The organism is Paenibacillus sp. Pae15, from assembly GCF_024519685.1.
Classification (GTDB): Bacteria; Bacillota; Bacilli; order Paenibacillales; family NBRC-103111; genus Paenibacillus_G; species Paenibacillus_G naphthalenovorans.
The window spans coordinates 136,043-160,222 of sequence record NZ_JALJRM010000003.1; the positions used below are offsets into that span (position 1 = coordinate 136,043).

General features: G+C 50.1%; 22 protein-coding genes. 4 read left to right on the top strand and 18 right to left on the bottom strand.

From position 1 onward, the window contains the following. Positions 1-22: 22 nt before the first annotated feature. Both NR121_RS03685 and isdC read right to left on the bottom strand, forming a co-directional pair. On the bottom strand, positions 23-3,295 hold the full coding sequence (locus NR121_RS03685; protein ID WP_256830517.1) for an NEAT domain-containing protein: 3,273 nt from the start codon (positions 3,293-3,295) through the stop codon (positions 23-25). A gap of 211 nt (positions 3,296-3,506) precedes the next feature. Continuing rightward, entirely contained in the window at positions 3,507-4,244 is a 738-nt protein-coding gene (gene isdC, locus NR121_RS03690; protein WP_256830519.1) for a heme uptake protein IsdC, read from the bottom strand. A gap of 390 nt (positions 4,245-4,634) precedes the next feature. Here isdC and NR121_RS03695 point away from each other — a divergent pair, with 390 nt between their 5' ends. From NR121_RS03695 to isdG, 4 genes are read left to right on the top strand one after another with little or no spacing between them, the layout of a single operon-like run. Further along, on the top strand, positions 4,635-5,588 hold the full coding sequence (locus tag NR121_RS03695; protein ID WP_062407370.1) for an ABC transporter substrate-binding protein: 954 nt from the start codon (positions 4,635-4,637) through the stop codon (positions 5,586-5,588). A gap of 6 nt (positions 5,589-5,594) precedes the next feature. Continuing rightward, complete coding sequence (locus NR121_RS03700; protein WP_074727020.1) at positions 5,595-6,593, top strand: FecCD family ABC transporter permease; 999 nt, start codon at positions 5,595-5,597, stop codon at positions 6,591-6,593. Further along, the gene (locus NR121_RS03705) at positions 6,590-7,372 is read left to right on the top strand and encodes an ABC transporter ATP-binding protein (protein ID WP_062407366.1); all 783 of its coding nucleotides are present in this window, start codon (positions 6,590-6,592) and stop codon (positions 7,370-7,372) included. Before NR121_RS03700 ends, NR121_RS03705 begins: the two co-directional genes overlap by 4 nt. 12 nt (positions 7,373-7,384) lie before the next feature. Continuing rightward, entirely contained in the window at positions 7,385-7,705 is a 321-nt protein-coding gene (isdG, locus tag NR121_RS03710) for a heme oxygenase (protein ID WP_054817948.1), read from the top strand. A gap of 55 nt (positions 7,706-7,760) precedes the next feature. Here the strand turns inward: isdG and NR121_RS03715 are convergent, their stop codons facing one another. The 16 genes from NR121_RS03715 to NR121_RS03790 all read right to left on the bottom strand — a co-directional run bounded on the left by NR121_RS03715 (position 7,761) and on the right by NR121_RS03790 (position 24,176). After that, positions 7,761-8,570, bottom strand: a complete 810-nt coding sequence (locus tag NR121_RS03715) for an SDR family NAD(P)-dependent oxidoreductase (protein WP_062407365.1) — start codon at positions 8,568-8,570, stop codon at positions 7,761-7,763. Between the two features lie 23 nt (positions 8,571-8,593). Continuing rightward, complete coding sequence (locus NR121_RS03720; RefSeq protein WP_309144119.1) at positions 8,594-9,307, bottom strand: ABC transporter ATP-binding protein; 714 nt, start codon at positions 9,305-9,307, stop codon at positions 8,594-8,596. Continuing rightward, the gene (locus NR121_RS03725) at positions 9,285-10,019 is read right to left on the bottom strand and encodes an ABC transporter ATP-binding protein (protein ID WP_054818011.1); all 735 of its coding nucleotides are present in this window, start codon (positions 10,017-10,019) and stop codon (positions 9,285-9,287) included. Before NR121_RS03725 ends, NR121_RS03720 begins: the two co-directional genes overlap by 23 nt. A 12-nt stretch (positions 10,020-10,031) precedes the next feature. Then, positions 10,032-11,003 carry a branched-chain amino acid ABC transporter permease gene (locus NR121_RS03730; RefSeq protein WP_062407361.1) on the bottom strand — a complete coding sequence of 324 codons (972 nt, stop codon included), beginning with the start codon at positions 11,001-11,003 and terminating at the stop codon, positions 10,032-10,034. Position 11,004: 1 nt separating this feature from the next. Further along, positions 11,005-11,886, bottom strand: a complete 882-nt coding sequence (locus NR121_RS03735) for a branched-chain amino acid ABC transporter permease (protein ID WP_256830524.1) — start codon at positions 11,884-11,886, stop codon at positions 11,005-11,007. Between the two features lie 22 nt (positions 11,887-11,908). Next, positions 11,909-13,168: an ABC transporter substrate-binding protein gene (locus NR121_RS03740; RefSeq protein WP_256830526.1), complete on the bottom strand. Its 1,260-nt coding sequence runs from the start codon at positions 13,166-13,168 to the stop codon at positions 11,909-11,911. A 33-nt stretch (positions 13,169-13,201) separates the two neighbouring features. Next, positions 13,202-14,953 (bottom strand): thiamine pyrophosphate-binding protein, encoded by a 1,752-nt coding sequence (locus tag NR121_RS03745; RefSeq protein ID WP_137669972.1) that lies wholly within the window; start codon positions 14,951-14,953, stop codon positions 13,202-13,204. A gap of 277 nt (positions 14,954-15,230) precedes the next feature. Beyond that, positions 15,231-17,498, bottom strand: a complete 2,268-nt coding sequence (locus NR121_RS03750; RefSeq protein WP_256830527.1) for an arylsulfatase — start codon at positions 17,496-17,498, stop codon at positions 15,231-15,233. Between the two features lie 24 nt (positions 17,499-17,522). Further along, the gene (locus tag NR121_RS03755; RefSeq protein ID WP_062407351.1) at positions 17,523-18,308 is read right to left on the bottom strand and encodes an ABC transporter permease; all 786 of its coding nucleotides are present in this window, start codon (positions 18,306-18,308) and stop codon (positions 17,523-17,525) included. Between the two features lie 15 nt (positions 18,309-18,323). Next, entirely contained in the window at positions 18,324-19,100 is a 777-nt protein-coding gene (locus NR121_RS03760) for an ABC transporter ATP-binding protein (RefSeq protein WP_054817959.1), read from the bottom strand. A gap of 14 nt (positions 19,101-19,114) precedes the next feature. Then, complete coding sequence (locus tag NR121_RS03765) at positions 19,115-20,164, bottom strand: ABC transporter substrate-binding protein (RefSeq protein ID WP_062407347.1); 1,050 nt, start codon at positions 20,162-20,164, stop codon at positions 19,115-19,117. A gap of 37 nt (positions 20,165-20,201) precedes the next feature. Then, positions 20,202-20,681, bottom strand: a complete 480-nt coding sequence (locus tag NR121_RS03770; RefSeq protein ID WP_054817960.1) for a MarR family winged helix-turn-helix transcriptional regulator — start codon at positions 20,679-20,681, stop codon at positions 20,202-20,204. A gap of 349 nt (positions 20,682-21,030) precedes the next feature. Further along, a complete protein-coding gene (locus tag NR121_RS03775) occupies positions 21,031-21,252 on the bottom strand; it encodes a hypothetical protein (protein WP_054818012.1) in 222 nt (73 codons plus the stop codon). Positions 21,253-21,364: 112 nt separating this feature from the next. Further along, positions 21,365-22,300: a TauD/TfdA dioxygenase family protein gene (locus NR121_RS03780; RefSeq protein ID WP_054817961.1), complete on the bottom strand. Its 936-nt coding sequence runs from the start codon at positions 22,298-22,300 to the stop codon at positions 21,365-21,367. A gap of 66 nt (positions 22,301-22,366) precedes the next feature. After that, positions 22,367-22,843, bottom strand: coding sequence for an SDR family oxidoreductase (locus NR121_RS03785; protein WP_256830532.1), 477 nt, complete (start codon positions 22,841-22,843; stop codon positions 22,367-22,369). Continuing rightward, positions 22,833-24,176 carry an LLM class flavin-dependent oxidoreductase gene (locus NR121_RS03790; RefSeq protein WP_054817962.1) on the bottom strand — a complete coding sequence of 448 codons (1,344 nt, stop codon included), beginning with the start codon at positions 24,174-24,176 and terminating at the stop codon, positions 22,833-22,835. Before NR121_RS03790 ends, NR121_RS03785 begins: the two co-directional genes overlap by 11 nt. Positions 24,177-24,180: the final 4 nt, after the last annotated feature.

The window sequence follows — 24,180 nt, forward strand, 5'->3', positions numbered from 1 at the left end:
CTATCGGTTATCCATTCGTTTCTTACTTGATTTGGTTCATCATCGCAAGAATGTAGGCTACTGCTTCTACGCGGGTCGCACTTGCCTTCGGCGCAAAATGCTGATCGTCTCTTACATTCATTATCCCAAGACTGAGCGCTGTGGCCACTTCGGCTTTCGCCCACTCCGGAATTTGATCCGCATCCGCGAAAGTAAGCTCTGCATTCGAAGCCAATGGAATTCGTGACGCCCGAATCATCATCACCGCCAACTCGGCGCGGTTAATGGTGTGATCTAAACGGAAGGTTCCGTCTTCATAGCCTCTAACCACTTCCGAGCCCACCATTTGTGCCAGACCCGGTCTGATCCATTCCGGGATGTTCTCGAAATCGGCAAGGGTCGGTTCGGCTGCAGCGGCTTTCGGCTTGAGCGCCCGGTTGATCATCACCATAAATTCGGCACGGTTTACCTGGCGCTCCGGACGGAAGGTACCGTCCTCATAGCCGTTGACGATGCCGAGTCCCACGGCCCGCTCGATCAAAGCCTTCGCCCAATGGTCCTCGATATCCTTCAAGCGTACCTGCTCAATGATGGGGCTAGAGCCGGAAGGGTGATCGGCATTGTCCGAATCCTTTGGATCCTTTGGTTCCTTTGGTTCCTTCTTTTCCTCGACATAGGTCTTGATGCTGTCCTTGTCAAACAGGATTTCAACATCATAATCGCCAACATATTTGTCCGGAACAGCCATGCGGATTTGCGCATAAATCTTCGTCTCAGCGTCTACTACGTCGAATTGAACCGTTCTTGAATTGTCTTCCTTGCTCGACGCAATGACCTCTGCATTGACCAGCTTGCCGTCCACCTCTACCTTGAAGCCGGGCACTTCTTTGCTTTGGTTCAGAATGAGGGCGACATAGCTTTTTCCGTCTTTCACCGTCAATTTCGCGGGATGCTTCACATAATCGTTCGCGACCGACGCCTGATCTGTCCCCCGCCTGTTTATGACGAAGTCAATCGCGTATTCGCCGGGCTCCAGCTCTTCCGTAAACGGCTTGACAGTCGTCTTGGCCCCGTTCGCGTCGATAGGGATCAGGCTGGACTTATCGAAGGTAATGTGAATATCATAATCGTGGAAATATTTGAACTCCGGCCATTCGATTTTCACCCAAGCTTTAAGCTTGGCCGTCAAATCCGCGACCTTGAATCGAACGACGCGCGTATTTTTCGCCTCATCGACGTTCACGACTTCGGTATCCACGAGACTGTCCCCGTCCGCGACCCGAAACCCGGTCACTTCTTTACTTTGCTTGAGCGTGATCGACGCATACATCTGTCCGTTGGTTACCGTCAACGTTCCGGGGGTTATGACGTAATCCTGCATGACCGACTTCTGTTCGGTATTATACTTCAATATTTTGTAATTGATGCTGTAAGTGCCATCTTCAATTCCATGAATATTGGACGGGATCGTCCCGCCTCCCGGATTTGTTCCTGGATTTGAGGTAACGGGATTGATTTGACCCAACGCAATCCGGAATGTGCGCGTTGCCTTATCTTCGCCCTGCGGCACCTCAAGAATAAGCCTGTAGCTCGCCGACAAGTCTTCCAATTCAAACTGAGCCTCTGTAGTGCTTTCTCCGGCGCTTAACACGCTTACGACTCCGGATTGCTTTAAAGCAACTTTCGGTAAAATATCTTGTGTTGACCCATCGGATTTCAGCATTTGCAATTTCGTTATCGCAGCACCGTTTTTCAGTTTAAACGAAACGATATTTTTTCCGTTTTCAACTTTGATTTCCCCGGTATTCTCCATATAGGAGCTCAACGGAATGTCCGACTCATCCTCAGAGGTTCCGACAATCTCGAACGTATACACTCCGTCTGGAAGCGAACCGCCTCCCGGATGGCTAATGACCGAGGCCGTAAACGCCGAAAGCGCCGTTTGCAGCGCGGTTACGGCCTGATCCACCTGCTGCTGGGTCGCTGCCGGATTCTCAGCCGTCGCTTTAGCCTGATTGATCGCAGCCTGCAGCGCGCTCTTTGCTCCCGCCGGATATTGTCCGGCTGCGCTTCCTTCCACCGCTGCGTCATGCTTCGATTGGGCATCCGCGATTAACGCATTCAGCTGCGTTTTGTTCACGATGGTGGCAATATCGCTAAAGCCTAAATCCACCTCGTACTCGTGGTCGTAAACACCGATCGGGGGAGGCAGCACCCAATACACCTTTACCCAACCGGCTAACCTGGCCGACAAATCGTCCACCTCGAATTGCACGACCCTGGTGTTCGCCGCCTCGTCACGGCTTACCGTGGTCGTTTCCACCAAAATGCCGTCCCGCTCCGTCTTGAACGACAGCGTTTCCGCACTTTGCTTCAAGGTAAAGGAAACCAGCTTTTTCCCGCCCTGGACCTTCAGCTTCCCGCTGTTTCGATCCACATAATCATACATTACCGACGGTTCATCCGTGCCCTTTTTATAAATCGTAAAGCCGATATTGTACTCTCCGTCCTGAAGCGAGGCGCTTTCCGGCTGGCCAATGACTGACGCCGTAAACGCCGAAAGCGCCGTTTGAAGTTCCGCTTGCGCCGTATTCAGCTCCTGCTCGGAATACTCTGCGGATCCTTCTTTGACGAAATGATCGGCTTGAGTAATCGCAGCCTGCAGCGTATTTTTCGACCCTATCGGATATTGACCGGGTGCGCTTCCTTCCACGGCCTCGTCATGTACGCTCTGAGCCTGTGACACCAAAGCCCTCAATGCCGTTTTATCTCCAGCAGGCACCACATGAACCGTGTACGACACATCGTTTAATTTCAGCTTATCCCCTTGTCCGTTCGTAATGTAAATGTCGGACACGGTAACTACAGGGTTACTGGCTGCAGGGATTTTAGACTTAAAAACAAATACCGAGAAGCTTTTTTCCGCGCCGCCACTGAAGGCATAAGGGTTGCCGGCGCTTTTGACCGTGTGGGTAGTTTTAACGACCCCCGGCGATAGCTCGGTAGATTCGGGAGCATGGAAATAACTGTCGTCTATCGTCGGAATCCGGACGAGCTCCAGCTCATTCGGATCGAAATGGACCGTCGCTTCATGCTCATGCACCTGCTCATAAACCGCATCTGTCACGCCGCTAATCTTAACGGCCACCTCGATCTCATTGCCGAAAACGAATTGAACAGCCCCGGCAGGTCTCGAGTCCAGTCTCGCTTCAGGACTGTCAACCGCATGAGCGACCGGAACCGGGATATGTATGGTGGCCAAAAAAACAAACAGCATAAGAAAAAGGGAAACATGTTTCCTGAATGATCTGTTCAAAATGATACGCTCCTTTGAAACGGTAGTCTGCACTCTCCAATCAAGCCGGGCAGCAGGCGCTCACTCTGTTTCTCCGCCAGGCCGATGCGTTCTTTTGGCACAGCTACAATGTGATCTAATCAATGTCAACATCCTATTCATGGTACGGGAGTTGTTTCAACGGACCGTTTTCTACTCACTACCAGCCCCCATTGTGTTCCGTGTTGAATTTTTAAAATGCGGATTTGATTCTAACCATCACAAATGCAGACGAAATCAGCAGCAAAACGACCAACCCCGCGATCGGCGCCGTATCTCCCGTTTGGGGATTTTCAACGGTCTGCTTCCCGGCGGATGCATCCGCTGTGGCAGCATCGGACTTATGCCGAGTCGCCGGTTGAGATTTTCCGGAAACCGCTGCTGCATCGGACGAACGGACGGAAGCAGCGGAGGTCCCGCTTTTGGCCTGCCCGCTTACTTCGGCAGGTGCCGCATCCTTTCCGGTGCCGACACTTTTTATACTTTTTTCATCAAAAATAAAACGAATGGTGTAATCGTGATCGTAATCAATCGACTCTACCGTGACATGTATTTTTGAAATTAACGGCTTGGACAAGTCGTCCACTACGAATTCAACCGTTCTTTTGTCGGCAGCGCTGTCACTGCCTACCACTTTGGCATCGACAAAGCTGTCGTTGACAGGCGTTTTGAAAACCGTGATCCATTTGCTGTGATTCAATTGAATCTGTGCAGTTACAGTACCGTTCTTGACCGTCAGGATAGCCGGCTTTTCAAAATAATCATTCGCCATCGATACCGAATCGTTCTCCGCTTTTGTGATGACATAGTCAATGGTGTAAGTGCCGTCGGAAAGGGAGGGGGCGGCACCGGCTGTTTGCGGTGAAACTAACAAGGCGAAAGCGAGCACCAGCGACAGTGCAAAAAACGGGGCGGCAAAAAACCTTTTCACGTTGATGTCCTCCATTGTTATGGTACCCCCCAAGAAAATGATTATCATTCTCAGTTGGAGCTTAAAAAAAATGACTTTCGTTGTGCGACTATGGTACTTTTGACTACTGTCGTTTTTCTAGCTCATCTGTACAACACCCCTGCCTTCTTTGAGAAAAAAATGGTTGTTATCCAAGCTTTCGATTTGATATTATCTCAGCTTCCTAAATATTGTCAACCATTTTATTTACCCTCGCGGCCATCCTTTTTCGGCCTCAAGTCACAAAAAATTGGGTTAATAGCAATAAATTTGGCTAATGATTCCATAAAAAGCTGTTGACATTGATATTCATTATCATTTATGATTCTCAATAATCACATAGCGCCCAATACAAGGAACAGGAGGATTTTTATGAAGAAATACGGGGGCTTTATCTTCATGGCTATAGCGCTATTGCTGGCTTCAGGCTGCAGCCAAACGCAACCTGACGGTACCGGCGCTCTTGCAGCATCTGCTCCGAAGGCCGTATCCATTCAAGATTTTGCCGGACGCAGCATTGACTTTCCGTCTGTTCCCCGCAAAATAGCGGTTCTAAGCAACGGAGATATGGATATTGTATATGCTCTGGGAGGCGAGGTGGTCGGAAGACCTACATCCAACGGCCCCGTTCCAATCAAGGATGCTGCCCAAGCGGAACAAATCGGAACTACGCATGGCATTGATTTGGAGAAAATCGCGTATCTAAGTCCCGATGTCGTACTTGGGAACTATCCGATGAATACGAAGGACATCCCCTCCGTCGAAGGCATCGGCTCTAAAATAATGTTGACCTCAGCCAATTCGATCAGCGATATCCAAAAACAAATACAGCTTTTCGGTCAACTTTTGCAGAAGGAATCCAAAGCAAACGAGCTGATTCTTGCCATCGATCAGAAAGTGAAGGAAATCAACCCGGAGGAGAATACCGTAAAACCGAGAGTGTTATTAGTCTATGGAGCCCCCGGCACCTATATGGCCGCTTTGAACAATTCCTTAAGTGGCGATATCCTGGTCAAGGCCGGAGGAGAAAATATTGCAGCCGATTATCCGAAGCTGGAAAACTATCCTCAATATGCCCAGCTAAATACGGAAAAAATAATCCAATCGAATCCTCAGCTTATACTTCTCATGAGTCATGGCAACCCCGAACAAGTGAAGGATGGATTTTTAAAAGAAATGCAGCAAAACGCGGCCTGGCACAGCTTGGACGCCGTCAAAGAAAATCGCGTAGACGTTTTGCCGGCGGATCTTTTTGGCACCAATCCCGGCACCAGAGTGATTGAGGCGCTTGATCTGCTGCATAAACGGCTGCAAGACGTGAAGTGACATCTGATGAATATTACACAACGCCGCTTGAGAAGAAAGCTTGTGATTACCGTTGTCCCTATGTTTCTTATCATTGTAGCTTTTTACGGTTTAACCTACGGTTCCGTCACGATATCCCTGCAGGAGATATGGGCTGTGTTTCATGCCGACGGCCAGCCTGTACACGAAAAAATCATTATGAATTTAAGATTGCCCCGAGTGCTGATCGGCCTTTTGGTGGGAGCTTGTTTAGCCGCTTCCGGAGCTCTTTTGCAAGGTGTGATGAAGAATCCTTTGGCCGATCCCGGCATTATCGGGGTTTCCGCAGGAGGCGGTCTGGCTGCGATTATTTCCATGATCGTTTTTCCGCAGCTGAGCTACCTGCTCCCCGCTCTGGCATTCCTGGGCGCCTTGATCACATCCCTTATGATTTACATGATGGCTTGGGATAAGGGAGCGTCGCCGCTCAAAATCATTTTGGCGGGCGTGGCCATCAATGCCTTATTAGGGGCTATCACCAACGGGTTTATGGTTTTATACAGCGAACGGGTTCAAGCCGTCCTGCCCTGGCTGGCGGGAGGATTAAGCGGGCGGAGCTGGCATCATCTCGAATTCATGGCTCCTTATGCCATCACAGGGCTCATTTTAACCCTATTCGCGATTAAACCGTCAAATCTGCTGCTTTTGGGGGATGATTCGGCTAAACTTCTCGGCCAAAAAGTGGAGCTGCAGCGATTCCTGATTATTTTACTGGCCTCTTTGTTGGCCGGGACTGCCGTCAGTGTAGCCGGTTTAATCGGCTTTGTCGGCCTGGTCGTCCCTCACGCCATCCGGCTGCTTGTCGGCGATGATTACCGTTTCTTGCTGCCTCTTTCCATTGTGGGGGGAGCGGCACTGGTCGTTCTGGCGGATACGATAGCGCGCTCGTGGTTCGATCCGATTGAGCTGCCTGTCGGTATATTGCTGGCCGCCTTAGGTGCGCCGTTCTTTTTATTTTTACTGAAGAAACGGGGAATCATGCGATGACCGCTATTCAAACCAACCATATGGCATTCCATGCAGGCGCATTCCGACTGCATGATATCTCCCTTTCGATCCCCAGTGAGTGTATGACGGCCATTGTGGGTCCCAACGGCTCCGGCAAGTCGACCTTGCTAAAACTCATGAGTCAATTACTGCTGCCGGATCAGGGGGAAATCTATATTAGAGGAAAGCAGGCGAAAACCTATCCGGCCATCGCCCTTGCCAAAATCGTCTCCATGCTGACCCAGTCCAAGCATTCGCTTCCCGATATGACGGTAAGAGAGCTTGTTTCGTACGGACGCTCTCCCTACAAAAGACTCTTCGATCGTATGACTGCCGACGACGAACGCATCGTGGATTGGGCCATGGAAGTCACGGGCACAAAAAGACATGAGCAGCGGATGTTTCATACTTTATCTGGAGGTGAGCAGCAAAAAGCGCGTATTGCTATGGCGTTGGCCCAAAAAACGAGCATCATCCTGCTGGATGAACCTACAACGTTTTTGGATATCGCACATCAGCTGGACGTTATGGAAATGCTGCAGAAAATTAATCGGGAATACCGCATCACAATCGTCATGGTGCTTCATGATCTGCAGCAGGCTGCCCGTTACTGTCATTACATGATCGCCGTAAAAAACGGGAAAATCATGACAACGGGAAAACCAAAGGATATCATTAACCCCGCTTTTTTAAAGGAGGTCTATCAAATTGAAGCCAAAGTAACCTTTGCAGACGAATATCCGATGATTATACCTGTTAAAACTTTAGAATCGATATAGGAGGAATAGACCATGGTCATTGTGACAAATACTTCTCAAATTACAAAAGGAAATGCGCATAAATTAATCGAACGATTCGATAAAGTAGGAAAAGTGGAGTACATGGAAGGCTTTCTCGGATTGGAAGTCCTGCTGACAGAAAATACGCCCGAATATGATGAGGTTACGGTCAGCACGCGGTGGAATCGCAAGGAAGACTTCCAGGCCTGGACCCGGAGCGAAGCGTTCCGCGAAGCCCACTCCCACCGCGAGGGATTACCGGAGTATATTATTTCGAACAAAATATCGTTTTATGACGTAAAAATTGTCAGACACCCCATCACAGCCAGTTAACGGCCCAAACGAAAACCGCCTCCAGTCCGTCGTCAGGGAGTGAGGCGGTTCCTTCCTACCCCCTGATGAGACCGCCGCATACCGGGATCACCTGTCCGGTCACATAATCCGATAAACCCGTCGTTAAAAATTGAATGACATTGGCACAATCTTCAACGGTACCGAGCCGTTTTAACGCCGTGTCGGATTCCAGCTTTTCTTTGCCGATCTTTTCAAATTGCACGTTTAATCTGCCGGTCGCAATATACCCGGGAGCGATACAGTTCACTTGTATCCCATACGGTCCCAATTCCTGTGCAAGATATCGGGTGTAGCCGACGATACCGGCTTTGGCTGCGCCATAATGTGCGTAACTGCCGTCAACATTGCCCTGGAGGCCGGCAATAGACGATACCGTTACGATTTTTCCCGACTTTTGTTGTTTCATAAAAGGGGATGCCGACATGCAGGTGTGAATCGTACCGTACAAATTCCTTTCCATTATCCTTCGCGTCTGGACCATATCGAGCCTTGAGGCAAAGCTTTCCGTAAGCCCTCCCGCGCCTCCGCCCGCATTACAAATCACAATGTCGATCCGTCCGAATTCATCCATGGCTTTTTCCATCAAAGCAGTACAAGCTTTTGCATCGGTTACATCGATTTCATAGCCTGATGATCGTACCCCACGCTGCCTTACTTCTTCTACTACCGTTTCTCCCGTCATCTGATTTTTTTCCATTTCAAAATCGGTAAACGAGTGTAAATCGAGATCCGCCACAACGACATGGGCCCCCAAATCCGCCAATCTGAGGGCATAGCCTCTTCCAAGTCCCCGCGCGGCTCCCGTAACGACAGCTGCTTTGTCCTTCAGCGGTTTATGTTCCATATTCATTCCTCCGCTTCCCCTCGCTATATGCCCAAGTAAGCCGAAAGAAGCTCGTCGTTATGAAGAAGTTCTTCTCCGCTTCCGGATAATGTGATTTTACCGTTTTCCAGCACATAGGCGTAATGACATATCGAAAGGGCCCGATGAACGCTTTGCTCGACCAGCAGTACCGTTGTCTCGTCCTTATTGACCTTCGCAATAATTTCGAATACTTGCTCGACCATGGAAGGGGCCAAGCCTAATGAAGGTTCATCCAGCATTAAGAGATCCGGCTGCGCCATCAATCCGCGTGCGATCGCACACATTTGCTGTTCACCCCCGCTAAGCGTTCCTGCGATTTGTTTTCTTCTTTCATAGAGCCGTGGCATATACGCATAAATCATCTCCAACCGCTCTTTCATGGAAGCTCTTGCCCTCTTGCAAAAGGCTCCGAGCTGAATGTTTTCGATAACCGTTAAATCGGGGAAAAGCTTCCTTCCTTCAGGAACTTGAACGATTCCCCGTTCCACGATCTCTTTGGGCGTAAGCTGATGGATCTTCTCCTCCCCTAACAGGATAGCCCCCTCCCGGGGACGGTAAATACCGGAAATCGAATTGATGGTTGTGCTTTTGCCGGCGCCATTGCTGCCCAGCAATGCGACGATCTTTCCCTTTGCTACTTCAATAGAAGCTTCCTTTAGAGCCAAAACATCCCCGTGATATACTGTGACCTTCTCAAGTTTCAGCAAACGCCACACCCCCTCCCAGATAAGCTTTAATCACTTCGGGATTTCTTTTCACCTCGTCCGGAGTGCCTTCGGCAATTTTTTGGCCGAAGTTGATGACGATGATCCGGTCGCTTAAGGTCATGATCGCCTTCATGATATGCTCGATGATAACGATGGTAAGCTCCTTGCTTCGAAGGGACTTAATGACATCGATCACTTGATTCATTTCACTCTCCGAAAGACCGCCCATTACCTCATCCAGCAGAAGGAGCGCCGGTCTTGTTGCCAGTGCTTTGGCCAATTCCAGTTTTTTTCTTTCCCCTATCGTCAATGTGCCGGCCAACACATGGGTGCGGTGGGACAACAGAGCTTTTTCGAGAATTTCTTCCGCCGTTTTTCCGGCTTCTTCTATCGTCTTCACCTTACTGAAAGCGGAAACCATAACGTTTTCTTTTACCGTCATATCCTGGAATGGCTTTACCTTTTGAAAGGTTTTGGCAATGCCATTCTGCGTAAAATCACTAGGTCTTTTCCAGTCCGCCACATCCCTGCCCCGGTACAATATCCTCCCCTCATTCGGCCTCAAAAAACCGCTCAACAGATCGAATAAAGTCGTTTTTCCTGCTCCGTTCGGACCGATAATCCCGAGTATCTCCCCCGCTTCCGCAGCAAAGCTGATATCATGAACGGCAATGACACCTTTGAATCGTTTCGTCACATGCTCGACCCGCAATACTTCCATATCCATCATTCCTTATTCAGACTGATATTTCGACAGCCGTCTCGTATTCCATTTGCGCAGCATTCCAATCACGCCTTGAGGTGCAAGGATGATAATCAGCATGAGAATGGCGCCGTATAACATCCCGTGTATACCGTCGCCGAATTGCGCCAATTCCGAACGTAAGACCTCATTCACCGGCACCAGAAGAAGAGCCCCGATCATAGGTCCCAAATAAGCGGCCTGGCCTCCGATCATGACGATCAGAATCATGAGAATATTCAGTTCGAGATTAAAAACGCTGTAAGGGTCAATATACATAATGTACTGTGCGTAAAAGGTTCCCGCTAAAGAAGTGAAAAAAGCGCTTAAGCACATGATTCTTACTTTGAGCTTCAAGGAGTTAATTCCTACGGCCTCCGCAGCCGCCTCCGACAATTTCAACGCTTTCAATAAGTATCCCGTCCGGGAATTTTCAATTCGAACAGAAACGGACAGCCCGATGAGTACAAGTACGCATATGATAAAATAATAAGCGGCTTTGGAATCGAAGAGCATGTTTTGGAACGACATGGCGAGCGGGAGGCTCAAGCCCTGGGAACCTCCCGTTAAATCTTTCCAGAATACGGCCACAATTAAACTCACTTGGGATAAAGCGAGGGTAGCCAGAGCAAAAAAGGGGCCTTTTAGCCTTACGGTCCAATAACTTAAAAAACCTGCAATCACAGAGGAAAGGATTCCCCCAACAAGCATTCCGAGCCAGGGAGAGACGTTAAAATGAAGAAATAACAAGGTCGAGGTATACGCTCCGATCCCAAAAAAGACAATATGGGCAAATGATAACTGGCCGGTATATCCCCCCACCCAATTCCAAAATAAAGCGAGGGCGGCATACATTAAGGTCATCACTGCGATATTCAAATGGTGCTTATCCGTTAAAAAAACCGGCAAAATGAGCAACACAAACCCGAGTGTCATGGCAACGTAATATTTTTGTAATCTCATATCATTCAACCACCAGGTCTTTATTTCTGCTGCTTAACATTCCGGCAGGTTTAAATATCAATACGAGGAAGAAGATGACAAAACAAAACGCTTCCTTCAATCCCGGACTCACATAATATCCGCTCGCCGATTCGATGACACCGATCAAAAGTCCCCCAACCAGAGCGCCTCGAATATCGCCTAACCCGCCAAGAACCGCTACGACAAAGCTGATGAGCACAAAGTTCATACCGACCGTAGGATATACGTAAAATATGGGCATCAACAAACAAGAAGCTACCCCAACGATCGCTGCGCCAATGCCAAAAGTAACTTGAAATACCTGATTCACAGGGATGCCCATCAACAGCGAGGCATTTCGATCCTGAGCCACCGCGCGAATCGCTCTTCCATAGAACGTTTTCTTTAGAAAAAGAAACAACGCCGCAATAATGAAAATGGTGATCGCAAAGGAAACGACTTTCGTCAAGCTTACATTCAAGCTTCCTATATTCATGACGGTATTCTGATAGTCTACGCTAATGGTTCGGTACTCTCCGCCGAATAAAAACAGCGCTGCGTTTTGCAGAAAATACATCATGCCTACCGTAATGATGAGCTGGGAATTTTCGTCGCCAAGCAAGGGCTGTATAAACACCTTTTGAGTAAAAGCCCCGAGGGCAAATAACACTGCAGCAACCGGCAGCATGGTTAGATAAGGGTCGATACCCAAAGAAGTTACCAAGAAATAGCAAAGAAACATGCCCAGCATGAGAAACTCGCCATGAGCAAAGTTAACGATGCGAACCACGCCGAAAATTAACGTCAGCCCTATGGTAATGAGGGAATACATACCGCCCAATAATATGCCTGATACGATAACCTGCAGCAGCATTTGCATCATCCCCTCCTTTTTATGCGATTCATTACTCTAATGTAAATTCACTCAAAGCGGCCGCTCTCGGCCATACGACGATCATTTTGCCGTCTCTCCATTGGTGGGCAAACAAATTGCCGCGTTGATTTTGTCCGTCCTCCCCGAACTTAATGCCCCAGCCCGTCGGGCTTTGCCCCTCCGGCTGATCCCATGTAAATACGGCCTCGCGAATTTTATCCGGTTCAACAGACTCCGCTTTTTCAATCGTTTGGAAGAGCAGTTTAGCAGACCAATAATGAATCAGAGAGTGAGCGCTGTGCGGCTCTTCGCCATATTCCTTCTTATAGGCTTCGATAAAATGATCCATTCCCGGTGTATATTTCGGATTAGTCGTAAACTGCGGCACATCAAAACTAATGTTGCCTTCTACTTTATCGTTGCCCAGCGCTTTCGCATAATCCGTAAGGGAATAACCGGCGCCGGCGCCGAGGAATACGGGAACCTCGACTTTATTTTCAAGCATCTGGCGAGTCAACAAAATACCGTCGGTCACATAAGAGACCGCAAACAGGATATCCGGCTGGGCATCCTTGATCTTGAGAACGATCGATGTCAAATCTTTGGCTTGGGCGTTATAAGGATAAACGGGAGGTGCTTTGGCTCCTACAGCCTGAATCGCTTTCTTGAATCGGTCCGCCCCGCTCGTTCCAAACTCGGAATCTTCATGTACAATCATAATCTTCAGATCGCCGATTGGTTTATTGAGACTCTTTGTCAGTTCATCCGCTACAAATTGGGCTTGATCCCTTGACGACATCGTGTCGTTGGGTTGGGTTCTAAACACATATTTAAAGCCTCTGGAGGTGATTGCTGTAGAAACCGCTCCTCCCTCCCAATAGATCACCCTATTCTTTTCAGCAACCTGGCTTGCCGCCATCGAGATGGAACTGGAATAGCTCCCCAAGATCGCTGTTATTTTTTCCTTGTTGATTAAACGGTCGGCTTCCGCTTGTGCGGCGTTGGGGCTAGGGGCATCCGCTTCCTTGAATGCGACTGTTTTGCCCAGCAAACCGCCGGCCTGATTTTGCTCGAGACGGGCCAATTCCGCACCCCTGAAGCTTTCAATTCCAAGTGGAGCCAGATTTCCGCTTCGGGGGAACAGCGCGCCTATATAGAGCGCTTCTTTGTTCTCACCGGAATCGGCGTGGTTTGAGGTACCGGACGGATGGCCCGGGCCGCATGCCGACACCGTCACCATGATGAGAATAAGAAGCATGGCTATAAGCTTCGGTTGGAAATGTTTCATCATCTGACTACCCCCTTCTTCCATGATGGGCAAATCTCAATCCTCCAGGGACACGGCCATGGCGGACATGACCTTCTTATAACTTTCCCGGTCTGTTGTTGCTACATCAATCACTGTCGTACGCCCGGAGGCCAATGCACGCTTGATGACGCCGACCAATTCATCGGGATTCTCCACTCTGATGCCGTCGCACCCCATCGCTTTGGCCATATCGGCAAAGTTGCAGTTGTCATATTCGGAAGCGATAATCCGGCCGTGTTGGGCATTTTTGACCCAGCCTAACGCAGAATTATTAAAAATAATGGTGACGAACGGAATCGTGTACTGGACGGAAGTAATCAGCGCGTTCATGGTCATCGCGAAACCTCCGTCGCCCGTAACGGCCACGACTTTACTTTGCGGTTTTACCAATTTAACGGCCAGCGCAGCCGGCATGGCATATCCCATTCCCCCGGCCGAGGCGGGCGGTATAATGCTTCCTGCCGCTTTCGATTTAAAGAAGTGGGTCATAAACACGCGGTTTTCACCTGCGTCCAGCGTAATCACCGTGTCTTCGTCAACGGCTTCCTGCAGCTCCTTCACCAACCTCTGGGGAAGAATCGGGATCGCATCCGATTCCATCTCATCGCAAACCATGTACCGGTTTGCCAATTTACAAGCTTTTATTTTTTCTGTTCTTGCTTGAAGTTCCCCTGCATCCAAAGGCGTGATCATGTCTATCAATTGATTCAGGATGATTTTGGCATCGCCAATCAGCGGAATATCGACAGGATATACCCAACTGGCATGTTTGGCCTCAATATCAATTTGGATTATCGTTTGTCTCGACGGATCAATGAGTTTCGTCGTTTCGTTGCATGTATCCGTAGGCGCTAGCCTGGAACCGACAGCAAGAATCACATCGGCTTCTGATAAAAGCTCATTCGCGGCATCCTGTCCCCAATTGCCGAGCACGCCTACAGCGTTCGGATGCGTTTCGGCAATAGCGCTTTTCCCTTGCGCCGTCGTTCCGACGGGCGCTCCGATCATTTCGGCAAAGGTTTGCAGCTCGGCATAAGCTTTCGAACCGTGAACCCCGTTTCCGGCAATAATAAACGGTCTTTTGGCGCCGGACAGTACTTGGCATGCCTGTTTGATCTTGTCATGGGTTTCTCCCTTTTTATCATTCACAAGATAGCGCCGGGAGTGATAAATGATAGGGGAGCTGTCGGGTTTGATTTTTCCGTTAATGGCCGAGCTGTGGAACACCACGCCCACAGGTCCCGGATTTCCCGAAACGGCATGTTTTACCGCCAACTGAACGCTTTGCAAAGCTTGCTCCGGACCATATACCGCCGTCGCATATTTTGTAACCGCATCCAAAACTTTCTTTACGTCATAACCTCCATATTCTCCTGTACCCGCTTGATATGAACCATGATGGGAATACGGGAAATTATCCGTCATATCCGTTAAAATCAACATAGGTGAACTACCCTGAACGGCTTCCAAAGGCCCCATCAATCCATTCGAAAGGGTCCAGGCACCCTGTGCTGTGAAAACCCCCGGCTTGCCCGTCAACCTGCCGAATACTTCCGCCATAATACTTGCAATTTGTTCATGCCGGACAAGAATCGGTTTTACTTTTGGGGACTCGTACAATGCATCATACAATTTCCCCATATAACCGCCGGGAATGCCAAAGACATATTCCGCATCAATTTCTTCCAATATTTGGCATAATCCATCCATTGTGCTGCATTCTTTTGTAATCGAACTACTCTTTAGCGTTTTCGGGTTTTCCGTCATCGTCTGTCAACCTCCATTTGAAATAATGTACTGACACAGGAATGAATTCGTTCGGTATAATTTAAGAATGTGCTCCATAGATCACTACATTGTATTTGTATTCCTTACTGTTTTGTACACATGTCAATGAAATTTCGCGCAGCATGTGACTGCCTGCTGCGCATAAAGGGTGTCACCTATGGGTGACACCCTTTATGCGGTCTTTCCATATCAAATTCATCGGTTGTCCAAAATTCCCCGGTTCTCGCCCGGAGGTATTTACCTGCTCTGCATTAGGCTACTCCGTTGCCAATTCACGGATCACAGCCGCTTCAACATCAAAATCGTAGGCGCCTAGCGTAATGGCTACATGGTCGATCGTGCCGGTGAAGGCAAACGGCGCCGCGTAGGCAGGACTGACGGCGCTTTGATCGTCACGCCCAATTTGAAAAGCTCCGCCGGCAAATCCGAGAAAGCCGGTATGACCGACGGTTCCTTCCCCGATCTGCCGATTCTCAATGAACATTTTGACTGTCCCTTCATTGTCACCTGTGTTCAGCATCAACAAACGGAGAACGATCGAACCGGCAGGAAGCTCCTGATCCGAGATGACCGTGTATTTCCCGATACCGGAATAGTTGTAGTAAAATACAAGCCGGTTGTTTTGGATATACAGTACATAACCGCCGGAACCGTCCCCCTGGGAAATCAACACTCCTTCTTCCTCGGAGGTATGACGGGATAACGGCACACGGATCTCAAAGGATTTATTGCGAAGATCCGGGGCGACCGAGGCATGGAAACGGGACGGAGACGGATAATACTTCCTCCGTACCGGTCCGGCGGGTTGGGTGATGACCGATTTCCGGGTACGGATTTTCCCGGCCAGCGAACGCCCGTCCAGCGGAAGCACGCCATATTTGCCGGCCTCCACCCACCAGCGGTCGATCAAATCACGCAATATTTCGGGCTTTTGCCCGGCCAAATCGTTCATTTCCGAGTAATCCTCATCCACCCGGTACAGCTCCCAGGAATCTTCTTCAAACGGGGTATCCGGCTTATGGGCCGCCACGGCTTTCCAACCTTTATAGTAAATGGCCCGATTGCCCACCATTTCGTAATATTGAATCTCTTTGCGTGTCGGCAACGATCCATCATCAAACGTGTACGCCAGGCTGACTCCCTCGATCGGCTTCTGCGGCACACCCTTCAATACGGATGGAGCTTCGATATGAAGCAGTTCCAGAATGGTCGGTACGATATCGATGACGTGGTGATACTGGCTGCGAATAGCTCCGGCATCTTTGATCTTCTCAGGATAATGGATAATCAGCGGATCCTTGACTCCTCCCGCATGAACGAACGATTTATACCACTTTAAAGGCGTATTCCCGACTTGCGCCCAACCGGCAGGATAATGATTATTGGCCAAAGGGCTGCCTATTTCGTCTATTCGTTTCAATTTACTTTCAAACGACTCTTGAGTCCCCAGCCCGTTCCAGGAATTTACCGTTCCTTCTTTTCCGCCCATAGCGCAAGCCCCATTATCGGAAAGCAGGAGAATCAAGGTATTGTCCAGTTGTCCGATGGTCTTCAGAAAATCGATAAAGCGTCCGATATGATAGTCCGTATGTTCCAGAAAGCCTGCAAATGCTTCCTGCATCCGGGCATACAGCCTCTGCTCGTCGGCGCTTAATTCATCCCACGCCTTCACGCCTGGATTGCGGGGCGGCAGTTTCGCATCCGCAGGGATAATGCCCAGCGCCTGCTGTCTGGCAAACCACTCTTCGCGGGTACAATCCCAGCCTTTGTCATATTTCCCTTTGTACTTATCGATAAACTCCTTGGGAGCATGATGAGGCGCGTGCGTGGCACCGTAGGCCAGATAACAGAAAAACGGCTTGTCCGGCGCGGCGCTGTGGTGGTCACGAATATATTCGATCGCTTTATCCGTCAAATCCTCCGTTAAATGATAGCCTTCCTCCGGTGTTTTGGGCTGGGGCACCCTGCGGTTGTCCTCCACCAGGTCAGGATACCACTGGCTTGTCGCGCCGGACAAAAAGCCGTAGTAATGCTCAAATCCTCTTCCTAAAGGCCAATTGTCGAAAGGTCCCACATTGCTTTGCTCTTTGCCCGGCGTCAGGTGCCACTTTCCTACGGCATAGGTACTGTAACCATGTTCCAGCAAAATCTCACTGATCAATGCCGTATCTTTGCGTACTTTTCCGCGGCTATGAGGAAAACCGCTGTCATATTCGGAGACGAACGACACCCCGGCGCTATGCGGATTTCTCCCGGTCAGAAGCGATGCCCTCGTCGGTGAGCAAATCGCCGTCGTATGAAAATTATTGTAGCGGAGCCCCCCCGCTGCCAGCGCATCCATATGGGGCGTGTGAATATCGGAACCGTAACAGCCCAGATGGGCGAAACCAAGATCGTCCAACAGGATGATCACGATATTGGGGCGTCCTTCGGACGGTTTATCCGGTTTTGGCCACCAAGGCACCGATTCTTCCACGGTTCGGCCGATCACGCCTTGAAACGTTTCCTCTTTCCATGCAGACATGCCAAGCCCTCCTTTAGATTGAAATTACTTTAATTTCCCGCGAAATACGGCCCCGCCTACAATACCGTAACGCGACAGCGCGACGCTCCCGAACCAGCCGAGCAGACGGTCCGTGACAAATCCCATCACGCCCAAAGAGAACAAGCCTACAAAAATCCAATCCGTCTTGAAGTACAGTCTGGAGCTCCAGATCATGAATCCGACGCCTTCATTGGAAGCCACCATCTCTGCGCCAATAATCGCCATAAACGATGTGCCCATCGCAAGCCTCATGCCCGTGAATATATAAGGCACCGTCGAAGGAATGATCACATGGAGCAGGATTTGCCACTCGGAAGCCCCCATGCTTCTGGCCGAACGAACCTTATCCTCCTCGACCGACAGCACGCCGGTCATCGTATTCAGGATGACGATAAATAATGTGGCGTACATAATCAAAACAATCTTGGACGTTTCCCCAATCCCGAACCACAGCAGAAATAAGGTGATGAAGGCCAGAGGCGGAATAAACCGGATGAAGTTAAGGAATGGTTCCGTCAACGTGCGGATGATGGTCACCCTGCCCATCAGCAGCCCGATCGGTACGGCTACAGCACAGCCGAGCACCCAGCCTGTAAGCACCCGCGCGAAACTGATCCCGATGTAACGAAAAAGCGATCCGTCCTGGGCTAATTCCACCATTCCCCGAAACGTATGCACAGGACCAGGCAGAAAATCCGGATGGGAACTCACCGACAGGAGCTGCCAACCGATCAATACGATGATCCAGGTTACTACGCCCGTATTCAGCAGTTTTTTATAAAAAGCCAAGTTTGGCGCCCCCCTCTATTCTTCAAAATGGCTCTCAATGGCTTGCAAGAGCTCAAGGAATCTCGCATCCGCCATGTCTCTGGGATACGGCAGCGGAACGTCATACACTTTGGAGATCCGCGAATTCGGACCGATAGACATAATGCCGATTCTTTCACCCAGAAGGAGCGCCTCCTGAATATCGTGCGTCACAAACACAACGGTCTTGTTCGTCTGCCGCCAAATACGTATCAGTTCTTTCTGCATCGTACGGCGCGTCATGGCGTCCAATGCGCCAAACGGCTCGTCCATGAGAAGAATGGCCGGATCGTTCGCCAGCACCCTTGCCAGCTGCACCCGCTGCTTCATTCCCCCGGACAGCGCTTTGGGAAATTTGTCTTCGTGCCCTGCAAGCCCGACGAGCCGAATAAATTCGTCGGAAATCCGGTTCCGCTCCGCCTTCGGAACTTTCTTCATGCGCAGGCCAAACTCCACATTTTCCCGGACGGTGAGCCACGGAAACAAAGAAGCGTCCGCGCTTTGAAATACCATGGCCCGGTCGCTGCCCGGCTTGTTAATTTCTTCATCGCCGAGAGCAAGACGCCCCTCCGTTTTCGAGATAAAGCCTGCGATCATATTCAGCAGAGTCGATTTCCCGCAGCCGCTCGGCCCGAGAAGAACGAAAAACTCTCCTTCCTGAACGACCAGATTCACATCTCGCAGCACATAGTGGACATTGGTCCCGGAAGCATCAGGGAACGCTTTATTGACGTTTTCGATATGAATGGTCTTCGGTGTTGCAGATAAAGCCATATCAACCCATCTCCTTACGGCTCGTAGCTTACCGTTTCAGGCAGCGCTTTTTTCAACGGCTCGATATTAATTTTATCCTTCAGTTCGTACTTGTCTTTTAATATGCCTTTGCTTTCGACCCATTTCTTGACATCCTGCAGATGAAGATAATCCTCTTGGGTAAATCCAAGCGTATAGTTCGTCGATTGCAAGTCTTCCAAAACGCGGTCTTTCGGCAGCTTCAGCTCCTTGAACGCCACCTCCGCCGTTTCTTCTTTATGATCCGGAATATAGCGAATCCCCTCATCCAACGCTTTGAGCACCGAGCTGACGGCATCCGGGTTGTTTTTGACGAACGCCGTATCGACCAGCAAATATGAACTGATGTTTACACCGGAGCCGGATACGTCGATTAACGCTTTGACGCCCTTGATAGCCTTAAATTTATCGACCAGCGCGCCTCCGATCCACACGGCATCCATGTCTCCTTTTTGCAAAGAAACGATCGCTTCATCCGGCGTACTGTATGGCACATAGGTCACTTCTTTTTCGTCGATATTGTTCTTTTCCAGATACTTGGCCCAGACGTATTCATACACGGTTCCTTTGGCCACGCCGAGCTTCTTCCCTTTAAAATCTTCCGGCGTATTGATATGGTCTCTCGCGAATAGCAGCGTCTTGGCGGCGGATTGCTCGTTTGTGCGAGTAAGCGCACTGACAACCGTCATATCCCCTTTCCCCAGCGAGTTGACCAAAGCATAGTCTGCCGCAAGCGCCGTATCCGCTTGGCTGATCAGCAAAGCGTTGACCGTATCGATCCCGTAAGCGAAATTGGATATTTCCGGTTCAATGCCATGCTTTTGAAAAAAACCTTTTTCCTTTGCGATACGGAATTGAAAGGAGCCTCCTGCCGCCGTATCGATCGCTAATCTGACCTTGACCGGCGTTGTCTGCTTCGCGCCGGCTGCACCCGTTTGGGCGCCTGCCGCGTTATTTTCCGTAGTCGACGTAGAGCAAGCGGCTGTTAAAGCCAGCGTAAACACACTAAATGTAAGAACTGCCGTTTTCAATGCATTGATTTTCATATGGTTTTTCCTCCCCTAAATGATAGTTGATGTAACGTTATTCGTTTCTCGGTGTGGTAAATGGCTTCACCGCTTCGGACATTCTCGGCAAGTTGGCCAAAATTCGTAGACAAAAATCCAGATGAATTCTTTTTTCTTCTTCCGTAAATCCATCAAAGAGAACCCCGGGCACTTTCCCCTTTATGCCTTCATTGCGCTTGAGAAACGCTTTACCCGCTTCCGTAATGCGTACAATGACGATTCTGCGGTCTAGATCGGTTCTTGCGCGCTCTATCAACCCCGCCTTTACCAACTTGTCGCACAGCGCCGTGATCGCGCCGGTAGTAAAATCCAGTTCATCCGCCAATTCGCCTGCTTTGTGCGGCCCTTTTTGATCCAGCAGCCTCAGAATCAAAATTTGGGGAAGGCTGACCAGGCCTTCGATCGCAATTTTGTCCCGTTCGACGACAAACTTCCGGACCATTTTGCGAAAGTAGTAGTCCAATTCCTCCAATAAATGATCGTGATGATGTTCCATGATTTCCCTCCATTTTTTAAATCAGGTATTGTGCCGGAGTCCATTTACGTTATCTGCTAAAAAACGCAAAAAGACCCCTGTCCTTTCGCAAATGAAAGGAAATTCAGGAGCCTTTGGCATGTCCAATCGGCGTCGATTTTATTAATGCAGTTAATAAATGAATAGAAAGATACTTTTGGATAAGGAAATTTTATATCGATAATTCCGATATGTCAAGTATGGATTTGAAAAATCCCTCCATGAATTTGGAGGGATGAACCATAACGAAATACGGCCCGCCGCTCAAGAGCTTGCCGCTTGCCAAACGTTGTGCGCCGTGTTCCTGGCAGCTTCGGCGAATCGCCGGCCATTAAAAGATAGGTATCCTGTATTTATCTCCCGCATTGAAGTAAAGTACCGCCTCCGAGCTAAACAAGTCAATTTGCCAGGGCGGCTCCTGAATGGACGATAACGTAATTTTGTTCTGCTTTAGTGCGGATAATAAGGATGGAATCAGCTTAAGATCGGTTCCGATCAAATTCACGACTACGGGAACTTCATTGTATAAAATGGAAATGCTCATCCGGTTCATCGCATCATGACTCCTTGTTTGATTATTTTTATTCGGTTTATCCATAACAAAACCCGCAAGATCGCAGCAGCACCATGCCGCCGCTCTCTTACGGGCTTCCATAGACCCGTTGTTATGCCGTCGCCTCGTCCGATAAGCCATCATTCGGCAGCTTCTTGCGCGTTACACTTTGTCTTCCGTCCACACCGACAGGAATATCGCCATCCACCGTCACTCTGCGTACAATACGCTGCTGGTCGCCGTAATCGTTGATGGCATAATGCTGAGTTGCGCGGTTATCCCAGATCGCCACGTCGCCGGCGGACCAGCGCCAGCGCACCGTATTTTCCAAGCGAATCACATGGTTTTGCAGCAGGCTCAGCAGATAAGCGGAATCGGCGGACGACAGGCCGATAATTTTCTTTACAAAATGCCCCAGCAGCAGTGAACGCTCGCCTGTCTCCGGATGCACCCTTACGACCGGGTGCTCTGTCTCATACAGCGTGGATGTGAACACTTCCCGGTGATAGCGAAGCGCCTCGTCCGACACTTTGCTTCGATTTGCGGCATAGTCGTATTCATTCGTATGCAAGGCCCACAGCCTATCGACCAGCTTGCGCAGCTCTTCAGGCAGATGCTCATAGGCAGCCGCAGTGTTGGCCCAAACGGTATCGCCGCCCGATTTCGGAACAGTTACTGCTCTCAGGATCGAAATCTTCGGATAAGCATCGACGAAAGTGACGTCGGTATGCCACGAGTCCGCGCGGCGTCCATGTGCGGCATTGAGCTCCAGAATGTAACCCGTTCCCTCCTTCTTGGGCACGGTCGGATGTGCAACCGGGTCGCCGAACAATCCAGCCAACGCCTCCTGTCCTGCATCATCCAGATGATGCTGGCCGCGGAAGAAGATGACTTTATATTTCAATAAAGCCTCCTTAATTACTGCATCAGTCTCCGGATCCAGATCCGCGGAAAGCTTCACACCCGTAATCTCTGCACCGATCCGCCCGGCGATCGGGTGCACCTTTGCCTTCAACTCCACCGCATTGTCGTTGCCCACGTTACTCATTCCAAAACCTCCTCAAGAATATGGTTGTATCCGGGCAGCCTCCAGCTCCACTGCCCTGATCTTCTGTTACACACCCGGCTGCTGGCCGCCGTCCACCAATATTTCAGCACCCGTAATGGACTTAGCCCGATCGGATGCGAGAAATAACACAATATCCGCAATTTCCTGCGGATCCACAAGCCTGCCCAGCGGGATCGCTGCTGTGCTCTCCGCCTTATACTGCTCAACGGAAATTCCTTTCGCCTCAGCTTGCTGCAGGGCAAGCACTTCCGCTCTTTCCGTAGCCGTAAGCCCCGGAGACACCGAGTTGATCCGAATCCCGTATTTCGCAAGCTCCTTGGAAAAGCCTTTGCTGAAATTTAACAGCGCGGCGTTGGTCCCACCGGGAAGGAACAAAGGAGAAGGCGTCCGTCCGGCACCGCCGACGATATTGACGATGCTGCCCTGCCGTCTTTCCTGATAATGCGGCAAAACCGCTCTGATCGTGCGTATATAACCAAGCAGCTTCAAATTCCATGCGTCGGTAAAATCTTCATCCGTCAAGGACTGCGGCTGCGGTAAATGAATTGACCGGTCTTCTTAAGCCGTAGTGCTCGCGGAGTGTCGAGCCGCTGTATTCTGTGCGGAATAATCCTCTGCACTGAAGCTCCGGTACAACTTGCTGCGCAAACTCCTCCAGTCCGCCAGGCAAATAGGGAGGCATGACGTTAAACCCGTCGCCGGCCCCCAACGTAAACCATTCTTCCAACTGGTCAGCGACTTGCAGCGCCGTACCGGCAAATACACGGTGCCCTCTGGCGCCCGCAAGCTTATGAATCAATTGGCGGATGGTCAGCTGTTCCCGTTTGGCGAGATCGGCGACCAGTTGGAAACGGCTCTTATTGCCGTTAATCTTGTCAATATCAGGCAATTCGGGCAGCGGACCGTCAAGAGGATATGTATATAACTCTACGCCCAGCATGTTTGACAGCTGCTGCAGCCCGTAAGCCGGCACTGTCAATTCATTGATCTCCTGCTCCTTTTCCTTCGCTTCCGATTCCGTGTCGCCGATGATCGGGCAAATGCCCGGCAATATTTTCAACTGATCCGGATCTCGTCCGTATTTCACCAGCCTGCTTTTCACATCGGAATAAAACTGTTGCCCGTCCGCCAATGTTTGCTGCGCGGTAAAGATGGCTTCGGCATACTGGGCGGCAAACTCTTTGCCGTCCTCGGAGGAACCCGCCTGCACAAGCACCGGGTATCCCTGCGGCGGTCTGGGGACATTCAGCGGCCCCCGTACTTTGAACGTGTCTCCCGTATGGTGAATGGGGCGGACTTTACGGCTGTCGGCAAAAGTACCCGACTCCCGGTCGATAACAATCGCATCATCTTCCCAACTGTCCCATAAGCTGGTGGCCACCTGCAGAAATTCTCTGGCCCGCGCATACCGTTTGCCGTGTTCCAAATGCGTGTCCCTGTTGAAGTTGTGCGCTTCGAATTCACTTCCGGACGTGACGATGTTCCAGCCTGCACGGCCTTTGCTGATATGATCCAGCGAAGCGAACTTGCGGGCCACATGAAACGGCTCGTTATAGGTCGTCGATACCGTTCCGATCAAGCCGATCCGTTCAGTAACGGCAGCCAGCGCGGACAACAGAGTGAACGGCTCCAATCCGATAAAAGCGCCGTGCTTAATATTAGGGCTTACCGCAAGTCCATCAGCTAAGAACAGCGAGTCAAATTTCGCATTTTCCGCTGTTTGCGCGAGACGCTGAAAGTACTTGATATCGGTAATATGGTGCGGCTCCGTATCCGGGCGGCGCCATGCCGCCTCGTGATGTCCCGCGTTCATAAGAAACACATTTAAGTTCATTTGTCTTTGCGCTCTGCTCATGTCA

Coding starts and splice junctions, on each gene's coding strand:
- NR121_RS03695 (WP_062407370.1), top strand. CDS start 4,635: ATGAAGAAATACGGGGGCTTTATCTTCATGGCTATAGCGCTATTGCTG.
- NR121_RS03700 (WP_074727020.1), top strand. CDS start 5,595: ATGAATATTACACAACGCCGCTTGAGAAGAAAGCTTGTGATTACCGTT.
- NR121_RS03705 (WP_062407366.1), top strand. CDS start 6,590: ATGACCGCTATTCAAACCAACCATATGGCATTCCATGCAGGCGCATTC.
- isdG (WP_054817948.1), top strand. CDS start 7,385: ATGGTCATTGTGACAAATACTTCTCAAATTACAAAAGGAAATGCGCAT.
- NR121_RS03715 (WP_062407365.1), bottom strand. CDS start 8,570: ATGGAACATAAACCGCTGAAGGACAAAGCAGCTGTCGTTACGGGAGCC.
- NR121_RS03725 (WP_054818011.1), bottom strand. CDS start 10,019: ATGGAAGTATTGCGGGTCGAGCATGTGACGAAACGATTCAAAGGTGTC.
- NR121_RS03730 (WP_062407361.1), bottom strand. CDS start 11,003: ATGAGATTACAAAAATATTACGTTGCCATGACACTCGGGTTTGTGTTG.
- NR121_RS03735 (WP_256830524.1), bottom strand. CDS start 11,886: ATGATGCAAATGCTGCTGCAGGTTATCGTATCAGGCATATTATTGGGC.
- NR121_RS03740 (WP_256830526.1), bottom strand. CDS start 13,168: ATGATGAAACATTTCCAACCGAAGCTTATAGCCATGCTTCTTATTCTC.
- NR121_RS03745 (WP_137669972.1), bottom strand. CDS start 14,953: ATGACGGAAAACCCGAAAACGCTAAAGAGTAGTTCGATTACAAAAGAA.
- NR121_RS03750 (WP_256830527.1), bottom strand. CDS start 17,498: ATGTCTGCATGGAAAGAGGAAACGTTTCAAGGCGTGATCGGCCGAACC.
- NR121_RS03760 (WP_054817959.1), bottom strand. CDS start 19,100: ATGGCTTTATCTGCAACACCGAAGACCATTCATATCGAAAACGTCAAT.
- NR121_RS03765 (WP_062407347.1), bottom strand. CDS start 20,164: ATGAAAATCAATGCATTGAAAACGGCAGTTCTTACATTTAGTGTGTTT.
- NR121_RS03770 (WP_054817960.1), bottom strand. CDS start 20,681: ATGGAACATCATCACGATCATTTATTGGAGGAATTGGACTACTACTTT.
- NR121_RS03775 (WP_054818012.1), bottom strand. CDS start 21,252: ATGAACCGGATGAGCATTTCCATTTTATACAATGAAGTTCCCGTAGTC.
- NR121_RS03780 (WP_054817961.1), bottom strand. CDS start 22,300: ATGAGTAACGTGGGCAACGACAATGCGGTGGAGTTGAAGGCAAAGGTG.
- NR121_RS03790 (WP_054817962.1), bottom strand. CDS start 24,176: ATGAGCAGAGCGCAAAGACAAATGAACTTAAATGTGTTTCTTATGAAC.